The organism is Nocardia sp. NPDC050799, from assembly GCF_040654015.1.
Classification (GTDB): Bacteria; Actinomycetota; Actinomycetes; order Mycobacteriales; family Mycobacteriaceae; genus Nocardia.
Genome location: NZ_JBFAHF010000029.1, coordinates 24,656 through 40,644 on the forward strand (window position 1 = coordinate 24,656; position 15,989 = coordinate 40,644).

The 15,989-nt window shown below is 64.6% G+C and carries 17 protein-coding genes and 1 pseudogene; 6 read left to right on the forward strand and 12 right to left on the reverse strand.

The window, feature by feature from the left end:
* Positions 1-1,390: 1,390 nt before the first annotated feature.
* From AB0H42_RS25890 to AB0H42_RS25900, 3 genes are read right to left on the reverse strand one after another with little or no spacing between them, the layout of a single operon-like run.
* Positions 1,391-3,115, reverse strand: a complete 1,725-nt coding sequence (locus AB0H42_RS25890; RefSeq protein ID WP_357060309.1) for a bifunctional 3-(3-hydroxy-phenyl)propionate/3-hydroxycinnamic acid hydroxylase — start codon at positions 3,113-3,115, stop codon at positions 1,391-1,393.
* Positions 3,112-4,140 carry a VOC family protein gene (locus tag AB0H42_RS25895; RefSeq protein WP_357060312.1) on the reverse strand — a complete coding sequence of 343 codons (1,029 nt, stop codon included), beginning with the start codon at positions 4,138-4,140 and terminating at the stop codon, positions 3,112-3,114. Before AB0H42_RS25895 ends, AB0H42_RS25890 begins: the two co-directional genes overlap by 4 nt.
* Positions 4,133-5,005 (reverse strand): alpha/beta fold hydrolase, encoded by an 873-nt coding sequence (locus AB0H42_RS25900; protein ID WP_357060315.1) that lies wholly within the window; start codon positions 5,003-5,005, stop codon positions 4,133-4,135. Before AB0H42_RS25900 ends, AB0H42_RS25895 begins: the two co-directional genes overlap by 8 nt.
* Before the next feature lie 195 nt (positions 5,006-5,200).
* On the opposite strand from AB0H42_RS25900, the gene AB0H42_RS25905 reads away from it, so the two are divergent.
* The gene (locus AB0H42_RS25905) at positions 5,201-5,842 is read left to right on the forward strand and encodes a helix-turn-helix domain-containing protein (RefSeq protein ID WP_357060318.1); all 642 of its coding nucleotides are present in this window, start codon (positions 5,201-5,203) and stop codon (positions 5,840-5,842) included.
* A gap of 489 nt (positions 5,843-6,331) precedes the next feature.
* Here AB0H42_RS25905 and AB0H42_RS25910 read toward each other — a convergent pair whose 3' ends face one another.
* Together AB0H42_RS25910 and AB0H42_RS25915 are read right to left on the reverse strand one after the other, a co-directional pair.
* A complete protein-coding gene (locus AB0H42_RS25910) occupies positions 6,332-6,643 on the reverse strand; it encodes a cytochrome P450 (protein ID WP_357060321.1) in 312 nt (103 codons plus the stop codon).
* A 145-nt stretch (positions 6,644-6,788) separates the two neighbouring features.
* The gene (locus AB0H42_RS25915) at positions 6,789-7,304 is read right to left on the reverse strand and encodes a DUF1772 domain-containing protein (protein WP_357060324.1); all 516 of its coding nucleotides are present in this window, start codon (positions 7,302-7,304) and stop codon (positions 6,789-6,791) included.
* 79 nt (positions 7,305-7,383) lie between these two features.
* On the opposite strand from AB0H42_RS25915, the gene AB0H42_RS25920 reads away from it, so the two are divergent.
* Together AB0H42_RS25920 and AB0H42_RS25925 are read left to right on the forward strand one after the other, a co-directional pair.
* Positions 7,384-7,872, forward strand: coding sequence for a MarR family transcriptional regulator (locus AB0H42_RS25920; protein ID WP_357060326.1), 489 nt, complete (start codon positions 7,384-7,386; stop codon positions 7,870-7,872).
* Between the two features lie 136 nt (positions 7,873-8,008).
* Positions 8,009-8,230, forward strand: coding sequence for a hypothetical protein (locus tag AB0H42_RS25925; protein ID WP_357060329.1), 222 nt, complete (start codon positions 8,009-8,011; stop codon positions 8,228-8,230).
* Positions 8,231-8,349: 119 nt separating this feature from the next.
* Here AB0H42_RS25925 and AB0H42_RS25930 read toward each other — a convergent pair whose 3' ends face one another.
* The gene (locus AB0H42_RS25930) at positions 8,350-8,622 is read right to left on the reverse strand and encodes a GNAT family N-acetyltransferase (protein WP_357060485.1); all 273 of its coding nucleotides are present in this window, start codon (positions 8,620-8,622) and stop codon (positions 8,350-8,352) included.
* Here AB0H42_RS25930 and AB0H42_RS25935 point away from each other — a divergent pair.
* Positions 8,527-8,958, forward strand: a complete 432-nt coding sequence (locus AB0H42_RS25935) for a GNAT family N-acetyltransferase (RefSeq protein WP_357060332.1) — start codon at positions 8,527-8,529, stop codon at positions 8,956-8,958. The genes AB0H42_RS25930 and AB0H42_RS25935 overlap by 96 nt on opposite strands.
* 179 nt (positions 8,959-9,137) lie before the next feature.
* Here the strand turns inward: AB0H42_RS25935 and AB0H42_RS25940 are convergent, their stop codons facing one another.
* From AB0H42_RS25940 to AB0H42_RS25955, 4 genes are all read right to left on the reverse strand, one after another.
* Positions 9,138-9,632 carry a WHG domain-containing protein gene (locus AB0H42_RS25940; RefSeq protein ID WP_357060334.1) on the reverse strand — a complete coding sequence of 165 codons (495 nt, stop codon included), beginning with the start codon at positions 9,630-9,632 and terminating at the stop codon, positions 9,138-9,140.
* Positions 9,629-10,090 (reverse strand): hypothetical protein, encoded by a 462-nt coding sequence (locus AB0H42_RS25945; RefSeq protein ID WP_357060336.1) that lies wholly within the window; start codon positions 10,088-10,090, stop codon positions 9,629-9,631. Before AB0H42_RS25945 ends, AB0H42_RS25940 begins: the two co-directional genes overlap by 4 nt.
* A 302-nt stretch (positions 10,091-10,392) precedes the next feature.
* Positions 10,393-10,695 carry an IS66 family transposase zinc-finger binding domain-containing protein gene (locus AB0H42_RS25950; RefSeq protein ID WP_357060339.1) on the reverse strand — a complete coding sequence of 101 codons (303 nt, stop codon included), beginning with the start codon at positions 10,693-10,695 and terminating at the stop codon, positions 10,393-10,395.
* 107 nt (positions 10,696-10,802) lie between these two features.
* A complete protein-coding gene (locus tag AB0H42_RS25955) occupies positions 10,803-11,195 on the reverse strand; it encodes a hypothetical protein (RefSeq protein WP_357060341.1) in 393 nt (130 codons plus the stop codon).
* A gap of 8 nt (positions 11,196-11,203) precedes the next feature.
* Between AB0H42_RS25955 and AB0H42_RS25960 the strand changes: the two genes are divergently transcribed.
* Positions 11,204-12,334, forward strand: a complete 1,131-nt coding sequence (locus AB0H42_RS25960; RefSeq protein WP_357060343.1) for a helicase associated domain-containing protein — start codon at positions 11,204-11,206, stop codon at positions 12,332-12,334.
* On the opposite strand, the gene AB0H42_RS25965 is transcribed toward AB0H42_RS25960, so the two are convergent.
* Positions 12,300-13,468 (reverse strand): IS3 family transposase gene (locus tag AB0H42_RS25965; RefSeq protein ID WP_357060488.1). Its coding sequence is split into 2 segments (ribosomal slippage): positions 12,300-13,193 and positions 13,196-13,468, totalling 1,167 coding nucleotides; the frame shifts between segments, so codons are not numbered across the junction. The two genes, AB0H42_RS25960 and AB0H42_RS25965, sit on opposite strands and share 35 nt — an antisense overlap.
* A gap of 80 nt (positions 13,469-13,548) precedes the next feature.
* Between AB0H42_RS25965 and AB0H42_RS25970 the strand changes: the two genes are divergently transcribed.
* Complete coding sequence (locus AB0H42_RS25970; protein WP_357060346.1) at positions 13,549-14,649, forward strand: helicase associated domain-containing protein; 1,101 nt, start codon at positions 13,549-13,551, stop codon at positions 14,647-14,649.
* A gap of 325 nt (positions 14,650-14,974) precedes the next feature.
* Here the strand turns inward: AB0H42_RS25970 and AB0H42_RS25975 are convergent.
* A pseudogene (locus AB0H42_RS25975) lies at positions 14,975-15,598 on the reverse strand (serine/threonine-protein kinase); the annotation flags it as partial.
* Positions 15,599-15,989 lie beyond the last annotated feature (391 nt).

Here is a 15,989-nt window from a genome sequence, read left to right on the forward strand (position 1 = left end):
GGGTCGGATTGGGGTAGGTGGAGATAGGCGTCCTCGCCGGAACAGAAATCTCCGCCGGCGCTGTGGTAGTCCCGGAGATCTGCGAAAAAGGTTTCACCGGCGGCGTTGTGATCGCGTGCCACGGTGGCGAGTTCGTTGGTCCTGTCGTAGCCTCCCGTGAACGCGATGCTGGTCGTCGAGTGTGGGCCGGCGTGCAGAATCGTACCGGCGTTGGGCGGGAAGTATTGCGAAGTGTTGCCGGTGTGGAGGCGGCCCAGCAGGGCGGCGACTTTGGTGTCGGGGTTCTCGGGACAAGATGCCGTCGATGGAGTCGGCCATATTTCTGTCTCGGGCGTCTCGGGCGTCGCCGGCCGGATTTGCGGATCGAGGCATGTCGAGAGGGACGACGGTGATACCTTCGGCCTTCATCGCCTGGATCACCTCCTCGTATCCTGACAAGTGCCTCAATCCGACTTGTGTGAGATCTGCGGGTCGGCCCGCGTTCAGCTCGTCGAACGCCGAATGTGGGGGTGCCTCGACACCGAAGTGAGTGATTCCCGCTTCCCGTATGGCTCGAGCCTGGCCGGCCAGGAACTCTCGTCCCGGCGCGTTGTAGTGACGCTCACCCAACAGGACCGCGCGATGGTCGCCGACTATGGCATTCCAGTCGACCGAGCGCCGGTTGGCCACGACGCTGACGAGGGAGTCCGGTGTGAATCCGGCCATTCCCTCATCTGCAGGGCCTGTCTTCTCCTCACCATCTCGCCTGACGGGCTCCGTGGCGTCGTTCAGCTGTCCGGCTGCCGCCGCCTGGGCATCATCATGCCTACCGGCCGAGTCCCGCAGACCATCCGCACCGAGCGGGCCTCTGTAAGCGCGCTCGTGGTGCCCAGCGATTCCGGGCACCTCGCGCTTACGCAGTCCATCAGCCATGTCCGAGAAAAGTCGAGACAGCGGACTCTCTCGCCGCAACTCTCACACCTTGCTGTTCTCGTGCACGGCAGCGACAACGGCCGGAGTTGCCACTGTCCCTATTTCGGGAGCATCCTCCTCTACAGGACTTGAATGGCACTTCTCCTCCGTCCCGCCGGCCGGTGTATGGAAGGCAGTTGCGGTTCGCCCACGCCGATCGTCAGATGGCCGTGTTCCAGCAGCGATGCACGATAGTCGGGAGGCAGGAAATGAGCGTGCAGGTCGATCCGACAGACGCCCGACGGCGGTGGGGATTGCTCTTGCCTGGGGACGGCCTGCGCTTTCGTAGCAGACGGACACGACGCGGCCAGCGCGGCGACGCCCGATGTCGCGGCCGCCGCGCCACCGAGGAGGCGCCGCCGGCTGGTCGCAGCGGCGAAATGAGGGGTGCTCAGCCAAACTCACTTTCAGGGAACACGGACCGGACATCAGGCCGCAATCACCAGGCTTCCGCACGCGAGGAAACGGCTTCGGTGGCTTTCGAGCCCGCCGGCTCACCGGACAGACGCAATTGACGACGTAATGCCGCGATAAGAGGCGCGATCACGCCGCTCGCGGCGGTGCCGAAAACGAAACGGTCCGGCCGCAGCACGACCACACCCCCGGGGCGGACTCCCGCCTTGCGGAACCACCTGGTCAAAGTACCTGTGTGGTCTTCGATATCGACGATGTCGTCGCGCCCGTCACCCGGTTTCCCTTGCGGCCGGCCGCCGCGCGGATAGACCACGACGAACGTCGCGTCCAACGCGTGCAGGGTCGCGAGATCGGCGGCAGACAGCGCGCGGCGGGGGTCGACGCCGTACCCCAGGAGGGCGAACCCGAGGCCGAGCGTGTCGTCGAGCCGCCGGTGTTTCCCCTCGTAGGTGCGGATTTCGGGCTGTGGAGCCAGCATTCCCTCCACACCACGAACCCGTGGGCGGGGTAGCCCGAGGTAGGCACCGCGGCGGAAACGCGGGCGAGGTTTCATCTTCGCGGCCTTGATCCAGCTGCCGAGGCCCGGTATCCGGATCGCGGTCATCAGGCCGATATCGCGGGCTCGGGCCAGCGCGGCGTTGTCTACGGAGACCAGGTTCTTGTTGAATACCGAGAGATCGATCATGGCCTCGGCGTGCGGGCGGCGTTCGGTTTCGTAGCTGTCCAGGATCGCCGGATCGGCGCCGTGGCGCAGGATCGTAGTGAGCTTCCAGGACAGGTTGTCCGCATCACGTACCCCCGAGTTCATGCCCTGGCCGATGAATTGCGGGGTCATATGCGCGGCATCGCCGGCGATCAGGATGCGGCCGTCGCGCCATCGGTCGGCGACCACAGCATTGAAGGTGTAGACGAGTCTGCGCAGCACCTCGACTTCGTCGGGATCGACATATCGGGCGATGTGGCGCCGGACCGTCTCCGGGTCCTCCATCTCCTCCTTGGTCTGTTCCTTACGCAGCATGAACTCGAAACGGTGGTGCCCGCCGGGCTGTGGGCAGGACACGATCGGCAATCCGGGTTCACAGACGAAGTCGAAATACGGCAGGTGCCGGAAAGCATCGACGCCCTCACATGCTTTCAGGTCCACGACCAGCCAGCGTTCGGGGAAGCTGGTGCCCGACATCTCGATTCCCAGCCGGGCCCGCACGACGCTGCGGCCGCCGTCGCAGCCGACGAGGAACCGGGCGCGTACCCGCTCGGCGGTGCGGGGATCGGTCACCGGTTCCCGCTTGCCGTAACCCGCACCGGCACACCCGGCGTGTTCGATATCGACGAACTCACCCCCTTGATCGAAATCCGTCACCGCCCGCCCGCGGCGCACCGTCACATGCGGATACCGGTCGAGGGCTCGTTCCAGCGAGTTCTCCAGGTACGGCTGGTAGAGAAAGTTGGAGATAGGCCAGCCCAGCGGCCGTGCGGTCTCGTTGAACTGGGCGAGGACCTTGCCGTTTCCGCGCACCCACTGCACGGTGGAGTCCACATTCATATCGGCGGCGAGTTCATCGGCGACACCGGCGGTCTGGAAGATACGCAAGCCCTCGTCATCGGTGTAGACCGCGCGGGCCAGGCCGTAGTACTCCGGTTCCCGCTCGAGGACCAGCACCTCGATGCCTCGCCGGCCCAGCAGGTTGGCCAGGGTCAGACCGGTCGGGCCAAGACCGACGATCACGACCTCGTAATCGATATCGCTCATCGCGGCAGCCCTCCTGCCAGCTCCGGGACTGTGATCTCGGGGGTGCGCAGCCGCCTGGCGGCATTGCGGATCTGGGCGAGTTTGTCCAGCGCGGTTTCCGATACCGTGTCGTGGCCCCAGATGCTGATACCTCGGTGGGTGACCGGTTGCCATGCGGCCTCGACGTCGGGGTTCAGTACGAGTGGGTTCCAGCCGACCTCGAGTTCGAAACCCGACGGGGTGAGGCAGTAGAAGGACAGTTCGCGGTCGTTGGTGTGCTGGCCGACCGACCACGCCATCCGGAACCCGAGATCGGTGACCCGGCGGTAGGCGGCAAGCATATCGTCGAGCGTGGCCGACTGGATATTCACGTGCTGCACCCGCGTGCGGATCGGGTCTATCCTGATGCCGCGGATATTGGCTATCGCGACCGAGTGATGGCGTTCGTTGACCCGCAGGAACCGGATCTTCATCCGCAGCCCGGAGACGTTCTCGTCGATGAAATCCGACAACCGCGAGTCGAAGAGCGTCCGGTAGTAGCCGTGCATCGATTCCGGCTCCCGCGACACGATCGCCACATGCCCCATCCCGGCCTTGCCCGTCACCCAAGCGGAGCTGAGCATCCGCAACGGTTCGGTGGTGGTCGTCGCGGTCGTGAAGATCTCGGTCGCGATCCCCTTCGGGCCGGGGAACCGCCACAACCGCTCCACCCCGCGCAGCGCCGCCTGTTCGGCGGTGCCCGCCTCGATCGGGACGCCGCGCTCGCTCACCCGCGCCAGGATCCGATCGAAGGTTTCGTGATCGTCGACCTGCCAGCCCAGCGCGGTCACATCCTCGGCGGGTCCGTGGCGGATCAGGAACCGGCAGGCCCGGTCGTCCAAGCGGAACCGCAGCGTCTCGCTGTCCGGCTCGTCGACGTGCAGGCCGATTGCTGATGCACCGAACCGGTGCCACTCGGTGATCTTGCGCGACTCCACCGCCAGGTAGCCGAGATGGACAGCGCCGAACACCGAAGCATCGGTGTTCGGACGCAGGAAATCACTCATCTCGGCCTCCGAGGAAGGCGGCGGCCAGATCGTTGAACAATTGCGCACGTTCCCACTGCACCCAGTGCCCGGTGTTCGCGGGCAGGTAGATATCGCAGTCCGGCATGCGGTCGGCGAGCATCCGCGCCCCGGCCGGGCGGTTCACCTTGTCCTCGGCTCCCCAGAGCACCAGCGTCGGATGCCTGACCCTGCCCAGCCGCGGATCCCGTGTGAGATCCATGCGCCACAGTGTTTTCAGTGCCGACGGACCCGAGGGCCGGCGCAGCGGCGGATTCGCGATCACCTCGGGATCGAGACTGGCTTCGTAACGAGTGTCTATCATCTGTTCGGTCACCGCGCTCACGTCGTAGACCAGGTATTCCCGGATGAACTCGGCCAGCTTCACCCGACTCGGCCCGTCGCCGCCGTAGTAGGACAGCAGCGACTGCAGGCCCTTGGTCGGCAGCGCCCGGGTGGAACCGATCCCACCCGGACCCATCAGGATCATCCGGCCGACTTTCTCCGGCCGATCCATCGCCAGCCGCAGCGCCCCGGCACCGCCGTAGGAATTACCGACCAGATGCGCGGAGTCGATTCCGAGTGCGTCGAGCAGGCCACCGACCGCAGCCGCCAGATCGCCGAACGGATCGGACTGATCGATCCGCTTGGTGGACCGGCCGTAGCCCGGCATATCCGGAACGATTACCCGGAACCGCCGGGCGAGCACGTCGATATTGCGGGAATAGTTCGACAGGCCCGAGGCTCCTGGGCCGCCGCCGTGCAGCAACACCACCACCGGCCCGGTGCCCGATTCGGTGTAGAAGATCTCGCGGTCGCCGACCAGGACCGTATGCCCGGCTTCGGCGTCGTTGTCTGTGCTTGTCACGGCCACCTCCATCGGTTTAATGATGAAATCATCAGTCACGAGGAAACTCGATGTCAAGCAGATGCTGACGAAATACTCAGAAAGTCCGCTCGGCTTGAGCCCGAGCATCCCGGTCGAACGCATACTGGTTCCGAAATCGAGTCTGAGAATTTCGTCAGGTACGATTATCGGTGACAAACCGAGGTGGAGGGCCCGATGACAGCCGAACCCGAGGTGCGCACCCGCACCGATCGGCGCCGCGAGCGCACCCGCAACGCCCTCCTGGGCGCCGCACGCAAGTTCTTATCCGAAGGCCGTTCCGCTGTGAGCATCCAGGAGATCACCGATGCCGCGGATGTCGGTTTCGGGTCGTTCTACAACCACTTCGAGTCCAAAGATCAACTGTTCGACGAGGCTGTTCGATCCACACTCCAGGTCTACAGCGAGATGCGCGACGGAATAGTAGCCCTCTACGACGACCCCGCCGAGGTATTCGCTGTCAGCTTCCGCATGACAGGCCGCCTGCAACGCCGACTTCCGGAGATGGTACGCGTTGTCCTCAACAGCGGAATATCGATCATGCTTCGCGACGAGGGCCTGGCCCCGCGTGCCCGCCGCGATATCCTCGCCGCCCAGAAAGCCGGGCGGTTCGAGCCGATGAACCCCGATATGGCCGTTATGGCGGCCGGCGGCGCTCTTCTCGGGGTCCTCCAACTGCTGGATGCACAGCCCGAAGCAGACGCCGATTTCCTCTCCGACGAGATGACCTACCGCGTACTGCGCATGTTCGGGATGAACAAACGCAGTGCACAACGGCTGATCTCCCAGCCGCTGCCGGAACTGCCCCAGATCACTTGACGCCTGTCGCGCCCGCGCTACCCAGCGCTACATCCGACCATCCGCGGCGCGGCACAGTGCGCGCGAAGCATCGCCCCTCGGCAGCAGCTTCGGCGCCGACCGGGTCCGGACAGACCACAGAGGACAAGCCCGGCGCTCGCCACTCCTTCCCATGATGAAGCTGAGGTTGCCCCGGCCTTCCGGACACCAACGGAAAGGCGAGATACTCGCCTCCGAGAGGAGTCTGGATGCCTGCAGTACACCTGCAGTACACCCGCCGGAGTTCCGGCAGCGCGCGATCGGGCTCTCGCCCGAACCAGCGACAAATCGGTCGGACAGGTCGCCGAGAGCTTGGAGATCTCCGAGTCGTGTTCGCGGAACTGGCTTGCCCGCGCTGAGGTCGATGAAGGCAAGCAGAATGATCACCAGAGGCCGCTCGTTCGTGTGGGTGGTTGCGGCTGGGTTACCAGGTCACTGGGAGGCTGTCCGGGCCGGAACCGGGCGTGATCGTTATCCGGTCGGCGGGACTGCCAGGCGCAGGCTCGGCAGTCGACCCATGAGTGCGGAGAATGCGATCTGTAGTTCGGCGCGGGCGAGGTTGCGTCCCAGGCAGTGATGGATGCCATGTCCGAAACTGAGGTACCGAACAGGCGTGCTCCTGTGCAGATCCAGTTCGCCCGGGCGTTCCACGAGGGTTTCGTCGTAGTTGGCGACTCCGGTTGCGACGAAGACCGCGTCGCCCTCGGTGGTCGACTGCCGGGCACTCCGCGCCGTTTTCGGCGAACCTTGTCGATGCTCGGCAATGATCACTTGCAGAAACATCGTCTCCTTACCCCTATGATCAGCAGCCCGGGTCTCAACCATCTCCTGCACCTGGCAATCTGGAGTTCACGGCGTTTCCGCACGCCGAGCAGGGCCCGGTACCGCACACGCGCTGTAGCCGACTACCCGAAGAACGGGGTTTGCGCTATGCCACAGCGGCTACCGTCGGCGTGGTCCGGGTGGCATTGCCCGAGAGCGAAAGCGCTCGCAGCCCGCACAGCCAGCCGATTCCGCCGAGCGCCATACGCCCGTAGTTCAGGGTGGTCCAGGTGTCGATGAACGACTCGACTCGCTCGGGCGTCCAGTCCCCGCCGTGGGACTGGAAGATCAGCATCTGCGTGGCGAAATAGCCGTAGGTCGACAGCGAGTAGACGGCCATGGTACCTGCCGCCGCCAGCCACCAGCGGCGGAAGGCTACGGGGGTGCGCCACGCCAGGTAGAGGTTGATCAGCGACAGTAGCGCGACGACCGGGGAGACGAACGGCCAGAACGCACGGCCGGCCCTCTGGAAACCGGATTCGTTCATGGCGTCGAGTATTTGGTCCGGGGGCGCGTCGGCCCACATGGGGATGACGCCGAGCTTCTCGTACCAGCCCGCCCCGAATTGGATCCCGACGAATATCACCAGCAGCCACAGCGGGATCGCGCGTTTCACGGTCATCGTCCATCTCCTCGATCTCGGTATACTCTCGCTATGAGAGTCTCTCTGTTTTAGAGATATTAGGAAGGAGGGGTCGCCGGTGACATCGGGGAAGGCCCGGAGGGAGACCCTGAATTCGCTGCAGCTCGCGCTGCGGTGGCAGACGACGCGGACGGTGCTGTTCCATTCTGCCGTCGCGAATCGTCTCGGTATCGCCATCACCGACCTGAGCTGTCTGAACCTGTTGAGCATGGATGGCCCGCGGACTCCGGGGCAGCTGGCGCAGGACATCGGCATCACGCGCGGTGGGGCCGTGACCGCCATGATCGATCGGCTCGAAAGGGCCGGATATGTTGCACGCGAGCGTGATCCGGCCGATCGGCGACGGATCCTCGTCGTAATCACCAGCAAGGCCGCGCGGCAGGTTTCCCCGTTGTTCGCCGGGCTCGGCCGGGCGATCGGGGAGGAGTTCGTGGGCCGCGACGCCGAGTCGCTGGCGGATCTGCTCGATTTCGTGACCGCCTCGACGGACGCGCTGGCTCACGCAACCGACAGTTTGCGCGTGCCTTCCGCTCTAGTCGATGAGTGATCACCCACTCGATCGTCGTGGGACTCGGGTTCAGGCGCCGCGGAAGGTATCGAAGTCGAATTGCGACGAAGGAACGCGACTATCTCGGCAAAGGGCTCGCGCACGGCCCGGCCCGCATAACAGTAGGTTTTCGGAGATGAGTTTCCGGCTGGCTGCGTACGCCGTTTGCATCGAAGACGGACGTGTGCTCGTCACCCGTCCATATGTCGTCGACTTCGAGCGAGAACAGGTGCACCGGAAAGAACAGCTCTCAGACTCCGACGCCGATCCGGCTCACGGCGAGAAATCCAAGCCCCGGCACGCATCCACCGATTCATCGGCCATTCCGTTCAGAGCGATCCTCGCAGCGAACTCGTAGAACGGATCTGTCCGACCGCCGTGCCTGGTGACAAGTTGCGCCGCTCTGGTGTCACCATCGATGAGCAGAGAGGAATCGACTTCCTGAGATAGACCCCATGGCGCCCGCTTTGTGCCGCATCAGTCCTGAATAAGCTTCATGGAGATGTAATGGTTGATGCCCGTCCGTCTGGTGTGGCGTACTTTGCGTCGCTTGTACTCGACGAAACCGAGCCGTTCGTAGAGGGCCAGCGCTCTGGTGTTGATATCGGAGATGCCATCCAGGAGGTACTCGCGATACTGAGGCAGCGCGAGGAGATGTTGCAGCAGGGCGGTGGCAACCCCTTGACCCTTGTACTGCGTTGCTGCCGCGACGAATTCGAGGGAGGCTGTCTGGGCACCGGCTTCTGGGATGGTCCTGAGGAACTCGTGCCGGAACACGAGGTGAGCGATCTCCGGCGAGAATTCCTGCGGACCATCCCCGCAGCCGGCGACGCGACAGCGTCTCTCGAATTCGTGGGGACTTCATCGCATCACCAAGGCCGCGGGGTCGCCACCGCATTGCTGACTCATCTACTCGCGCTCCCCCGATATCGCGAGTACCTCCTCGAGGACATCGCCGACACCAACACCACCGCGCTCGCACTCTACGAAAGACTCGGCTTCGTCGAATACAAACGACGGAAAGTGCACCATACCAAACGAACCGGCATCAACCACTACATCTCCATGAAGCTCGTCCAGAACTGATCCACCTCGTCACGAACAGCCGCCTACACGAATAGGGGTCGCCGTACTCGCCGGATCTCGGGCGACTGTCCCTCAACCCCTACCAGCCCAACCACGCCATATCCGACAGACGGTCCAGGTTGCTGGTATGGCGAGATACCAGAACGTGAGCCGACCGCAGAAGAAGGGCCGGGGCGGGGTCAGGACGGATGGAACGCAGCCACGGCACGGGCCCACACCGCGTCCAGGTCCGCGTCAGCCGGGAACCGGGCTGCCAGTTCGAGATCCACCAGCCCGTGCGCAATGCCCCACAACGCCTGGGCTCCCACCTGGTCGCCGCCCGTCATCCGCAGTAACCGGGCGGCCGCGGCGACTTCGACCCCTGGTTCGATCCGTTCCCGGGCCAGCGGCGTTCGCGCGGCGAACTCGTACAGCCTGGGGTGTTGCAGCGCCCACCGGCGATAGGCCGCCGCGAGGGCCGGCAGGTCTTCGGCGGCTTGTAGCGCCACAGTCAGGCGTTGCAGTGCTCGCTGCTGCAACGCCACCTCGATATCGGCCTTACCCGACACATGCTTGTACAGCGATGGCGCCTGAATGCCCAACCGCTCGGCCACCTGCCGCATGGTGACACCACCCGGACCGTCCCGCTCGAGCAACCACTCGGCCACATCGACGATCTCTTCGCGCCGGTTCACCCGCGCCCACCAGAGGTCCGGGCCGATGCCGGCGCCGCCCACGACGACCAGCCACGGCAGAGCAGGTAGGCGACGAGCAGGACAACCGACAGCCCCCCATCCCAGACCAGAATCGCGCCGGCACCCTCGATCGCGTCGTTCCGGCTGTAGACGAGGGCTGTCACGGTGAGCGCCACCTTGTGGAGGATGACGAGTTCCCAGACGCCCCGGTAGTCGTTCGGCCGCAGAGCGAGGAGCGCGAAAAGGCCGGCGAAGATCACATAGCCGTACGCCCGCCAGGTCTCGACCACCTTCACCGCCGGCTGCGCGTCGGCGACCCCGCCGACCGCGGTCGCCGCGGACGCTACCGCACCGGCCGCCGCCAGCCAGAGTAGGCCGCGCCCGAGCCGACTCCGGGTACGCGCGGTTATGGCATACCTCTGCCGATGAACCGGACTCTCGGCGACCGTTGTCGACATGACCATCACTTCCTCGGGTCGGCTAACACTATTAGCCAATAATGGCTAATAGTGTTAGCCGGGTCAAGGCCACCGAACCGGACCGCCGGGGTGTCCCTGACTACACCCGGACTGGAGTCTTCGGAGAACCTTCGTCGACTCGTCATCGGGATCCAGTCCGGCGGCGATCGCACCCGCAGGTCAGGTCAGGTCTTGACTGATGGCCGATCCAGAGGAGACTGGATATACACCGGAATACCGAAGAGTGCGACGCGTTCGAAGGAGACGTCCGGATAGCGGCGGTAGCACTATGAGAGATCCGGCTAAGCCCCCGGCAAGCCAGTCGACAACCGGAGCCCACAGCGACGACTGAGGTTCAGGGAATCGATGGAGACTACCGGGGACTGTTCTGTGCCGGGGTCCTCGTACCAGACCTTGTGGCGGCGGGTCACCAACCGATGCTCGGTCACCTCGAGCTGACTCGGCGGCAGGTCGAACATCTGGTGACACTCGACGCTCACCCCGCGGGCCCCGGCCGAACCACCATCACGCCCGCCACACCCCGGACATCGTCGTGCTCTCCGATGTCTGGTGGTTCGCGCCTGGTCGAGCGCGTCGGCGTACACGGCGTCTTCGGTCGGCCGGTAATGGTAGATCGTGCCGACCGGCCGCGTCGGCGAAGAAGCCGGTAAGACCGCGCCGTCTCACACGATGGACACCGCTGGTGCGTGACCTATCGCTGCGCCGTGATGAACAGATTCGTCAGCATGGGTCCGTCGTCCAAGGGGCGCTGGTACTGCTGTGCCACATCGGTGGCGTACACCGACAATACGGTCCAGTTGTGATCGGCCAGCCACCGATCGGCATGATAGTTCGGTTCATCCGGCCACAGCTCGGTCACGTCGAGCCCCATCCGCCGACCCATCCGGGTCCAGATGTCCTCGAAATGCGGATCTCTGCGTAGCGCCGCCAAGTCCTCGACGGATTCCATCGAGATGATGCTACCGGACACTGTCAGGTCGTGCACCGTGGACAACAGCAGATCTTTCGCTACGTTCGGAAGAAACGGCAACAACCCTCGGGAGAGCACGACCAGCGCGGTAGCGGCGGTGACCGCCGTGAGCACAGCAGGGCATGGTCGGGGTCGGCCGCGAGCAGGACACGCTCGCGGATCCGGATCCTGGCGGCGTGCCGGACGGCGGCGGGGATGGCGATGTGGCCGTATTTGGTGACGCCGCGTGTGCCGTGGCCGGGGCGGGTGATCAGGATCAGGCCGCCGGTGACGCGCCAGGACAGCAGATCTCCGGGATGCCAGTCGAGGGCGCCGACGATCGCTTTGTCGACGACGCGGCCGTTGGTGTCGACAGGCCGGATGCGGTGCACGGCCGTGGATCGGGCCGGTTGCTCGACGCGTGCCATCGGCAGCGCGGGACCCGAAGCGAGGGTGGTGGGGTCGCCGTGTGCGAGGCCGAGAGCGACGACGGCAGCAGTGCACAGATTCCCAAATCGTATGTCGATGAAACGGGATACCCGCTGGGAAGCTGGGTTGGTACACAACGCAACCGACGTGCCAAATGCACCTTGACCGTGGAACAGCAACGACGCCTCGAGCAGTTCCCCGGTTGGACATGGGATGTCCGAGTTGACCTGTGGGAGCTGGGATTCCGGCACCTGAACGCCTACGACCAACGCGGCAACGCCCGCGTCCCCACCGGTCATGTCGACCAAGCAGGGTACCGACTCGGGCAGTGGTGCAAAGTTCAGCGCCGCAACCGGAATCTATCTGCCCAGCGACGGCGTCAGTTGGAAGCCCTGCCCGGCTGGACTTGGGATGCCGTTGCAGACCAGTGGGAGCGGGGATTCCAACACCTGGCGGCCTACGTTGACCAGCACGGCCACGCCCAAGTACCGGACGCATTCGGATCAGAGGACAAATTCCGGCTCGGTCAGTGGGTCGGAGTGCAACGTCGCGCACAGTCCACCGGCAGCCTCTCCGCCGCCCGGCAACTGCGGTTGGCGGCATTGCCCGGTTGGACGTGGAACCCGATCGCCGACCAGTGGGAACACGGATTTGCTATCCTCGCCAGCTTTGTGGAAGAGCATGGCCACGCCCGCGTCCCGAAAGCATGTATGGTCGGAACCTTCCGTCTCGGGCAGTGGGTTCTTACCCAGCGCGACAGGTACGCCAAAGAACGCATGCCGGGGCTGCTGCACGATCAGGTGACAGTGGTTACGCAGCCTTACCGGCTGCTGCTGGGGTCATGATCGTCTCGTATTCGACCGGGGTCAATCGACCGAGCCGGGATTGGCGGCGTCGGCGGTGGTAGGTCCGTTCGATCCAGGTCACGATCGCGATCCGTAGTTGCTCGCGGGTATCCCACCGCTGCCGGTCGAGCACGTTGCGTTGCAGGAGGCTGAAGAAGCTCTCCATCGCCGCATTGTCACCGGCCGCGCCAACACGGCCCATGGACCCGGCCATCCGATGCCGGTTCAAGGTGTGAACGAAACGCCTGGAACGAAATTGCGACCCGCGGTCGGTATGGACGATGCAGCCGGCGGCCTCACCGCGGCGGGCGACAGCATTGTTCAACGCAGTGACCGCGAGCTGGGACTTCATCCTCAAGTCGATCGAATAGCCCACGATCCGGTTGGAGAACACGTCCTTGATCGCGCAAATATAGAGTTTGCCTTCACCGGTCCTGTGTTCGCTGATATCGGCCAGCCACAACCGATTCCGATCCTTCGCGGTGAACACGCGACGGACCAGATCATCATGGACCGGAGGACCCGGCCGGCCGGATTTCCCGCGGCGGGGTTTGCCGAACCTGCTCCACCAGCGATTGGCCGAGCAGATCCGCCACGCGGTCCGCCCCGCCATCGACTCACCCGCGACACCGGCCTCATCGGCAAGGAACCGATACCCGAATTCCGGGTCATCGTGGTGGGCGTCGAACAACGCATTCGCCCGATACGCCTCGACCAGTTCAGCGTCGGTGACCGGACGATTCAACCAGCGGTAATAGGGTTGTCGAGCAAGCTGCAATACCCGGCACGTCACCACGACGGGAATCCCGTCGGCGGCGAGCTCACTCACGAGCGGGTAGAGCCTTTTCCCGGAAGATTCGCCTGCGACAGATACGCTGCCGCACGACGCAACACTTCGTTCTCCTGCTCGAGCAGACGGTTACGGCGCCGCAATTCCCGCAGCTCAGCGGACTCACCGCTCCTGGTTCCCGGCTTCGTCCCGTCATCGACATCGGCTTGACGCATCCATTTCGACAACGTCACCGGATGCACCCCGAAATCGGCCGCGACCTGGTCCAACGTCACGCCGTCCTCGCGGTTACGAGCGACCCGGACCACATCGTCACGGAACTCCTGGGGATATGGCTTGGGCACAGTGACATCCTTCCAGGCCGGCCGCTCGGCCAGCCAGATCGATGTCACCTATCCGTGCAGCAGCCCCGCCGGACGAACAAGTGAAACGGCTTGAAGATCTGGCAAGGTGGAGCTGGGACACCTTTGCAGACCAGTGGGAGGGGAACCTCACTCACCTTGTGGACTACGTGAGTAAGCACGGCCAGGCCCTCGTACCTCAGGATCACGTGGATCAGAGTGGCTTCCGACTCGGGACATGGGTAGCGAGCCAACGCAGCAGGTACGCCAAAGGCACCCTCGATCCGGCACGGGCGCGTCGGATAGAACAGTCCGTCCCCGGATGGAGCTGGGATCCCTACACCGACCGGTGGGAACAGGGATTCGCCCACCTCATTACCTACGTTGAGAAGCACGGTCACGCTCGCGTACCGAGAGCCTACGAGGCCGATGGTTACCGGCTGGGCGGATGGTGCAAGACACAGCGCAGCGCACATGCCAAAGGCAGCCTCTCGACCGAACGGTACGAGCGACTCAATTCGCTGACCGGTTGGACCTGGGATGCTCACACCGACCGCTGGGAGGAAGGACTGACCCAACTGATCGCGTTCGTCGAGCGACATGGTCACGCGCACATACCCGGAGACTGTGTCGTCAACGGATACTCGCTCGGAAACTGGGCCTCAAACCAACGTGCAGCACGCGCCCGCGGCGCACTCTCCGCCAGCCGTGTGAAACGCATCGAGGATGCTGCACCCGACTGGGTTTGGGCTGCGCTCAGCGAAAGGTGGGACGAGGGTTTCGCTCACCTACTGGCCTACACGGCAGAGCACGGCCACGCCCGCGTCCCTCAACCGCATGTCGACCAGACCGGTTTCCGCCTCGGCACATGGGTAGCGACCCAAAGAACGAGGTACACGAACAACGCGCTCTCCACCGACCGCATCGAGCGACTCGAATCTGTCGACGGCTGGGCATGGAATTCTCACGTGTATCAGTGGGAATCAGGATTCAGCCGACTCGTCGCGTACGTCGACCAGCACGGCCACGCCCGCGTCCCGCAGAGCTACATCGATGAGACTCTTTTTCGGCTCGGCGTATGGGTCCTCACCCAACGGCGGAGAAAAACCAAGGGCGCCATCTCCGAGGAACAGGTCGAACGGCTCGAAGGCTTGCCCGACTGGACATGGAACGCAAAAGAATGACACCACACGATGGACCGACTTGTCGTGCTAGTGAACGCCTCGGGCGCACGCCGAACGTGCGAGCATTGCGATCAACCACTGACGCGGCGCCCGACGAATCGTAGCTCGTTGCCCCCGCAGGTGGCGTTGCTGATCGCAGATCAAGGCTGAACAGCGTCGTGGGACCTGAGCCAGGATCCACGACGCTGTCCCGGTTCGGTCGGCCGCGGCTTGCCGGTGCCGGTGACCACTACACCCACAACAGGGTCAGCGCCAACCTCGCCGCCGCGACCCGCCACGACACGCGCTGATACATGAACCACCAAAACGAGGAGTAACCCGCCGGGCCAAACACATCACCGGCCGGTGTCGAAGGTTCCCCGTCCAGCACCTCCGGCGCCATGAAGGCGGGAGATCCGATCAGCATGCCCCGAGTGGTGTGGAATCCGCCGGCGAAGTGCGCGATCCCGAAATCCGTCAAGGCCGGCTCATCGGATTCGGTGAGCAGGATATTGCCGGGTTTCACATCTTGATGGACGATGCCGAGCCCGTGCGCGAACTCCAATGCCCCCGCGACCCGCCGGCCGATCCGCAGAACGCGGTCCACCGGCAACCGACCGCGTCGGCGAATCGCCCCGTCCAGGGAACCCGAGAGGTAATACGGCATCACCAAGTAGGGCACACCGCCGCCGGTGACACCGGTCCGGAGGACCGTGACGGTATTCGGATGACCGGTCAACCGGCCCATCGCACGCTGTTCTCGTAGGAAACGCGCAGGGTTACCGCCCTCCGAATCAGCGATCAGCAGCTTGACCGCGACAGTTCGGTCCAGGGCGGGCTGGACGCACCGATAGACCACGCCCGAGCCCCCACGCCCCACCTCCACGGCGCCTTCGAACCCCTCGGCGCGCAGTTGCACCGCCACCGGAACGTCAGCCCCGGGGCGTGTCCTCGGCGGGTCGTCGTCCATTATCGGCCACCGGCCCCGCGGCCCGCATACCCGCACGAAACAGGCATGATGTACTCACTTTCGCCACCTTCGAGCATACTGCCGGCGACTCCGCGAATCCGACCGGCCACACCGCTCCCATGGCGTCGGCACCTCACAGTTCCGAAGCGTGGGACCATGCGGTGGTGCCGGCACCGGGGGCACGGCCATGGTGAAGTCGCCCCTTGCAGTGACAGCCCCAGGATCCGTATGACAACAATCCGAGAGACCTCCGCCGCCGCCCCTGATCCGGCTTCCGCCCGACCGCCCGTGGCGGCCCACGGCGACTCCCTCACTTCGGCTCCCCGGACACGGAGTGGGGCTGTACCGTCGCCGGAACCGGGGAACAATGCGGCCCCCGGTACGAACTCTC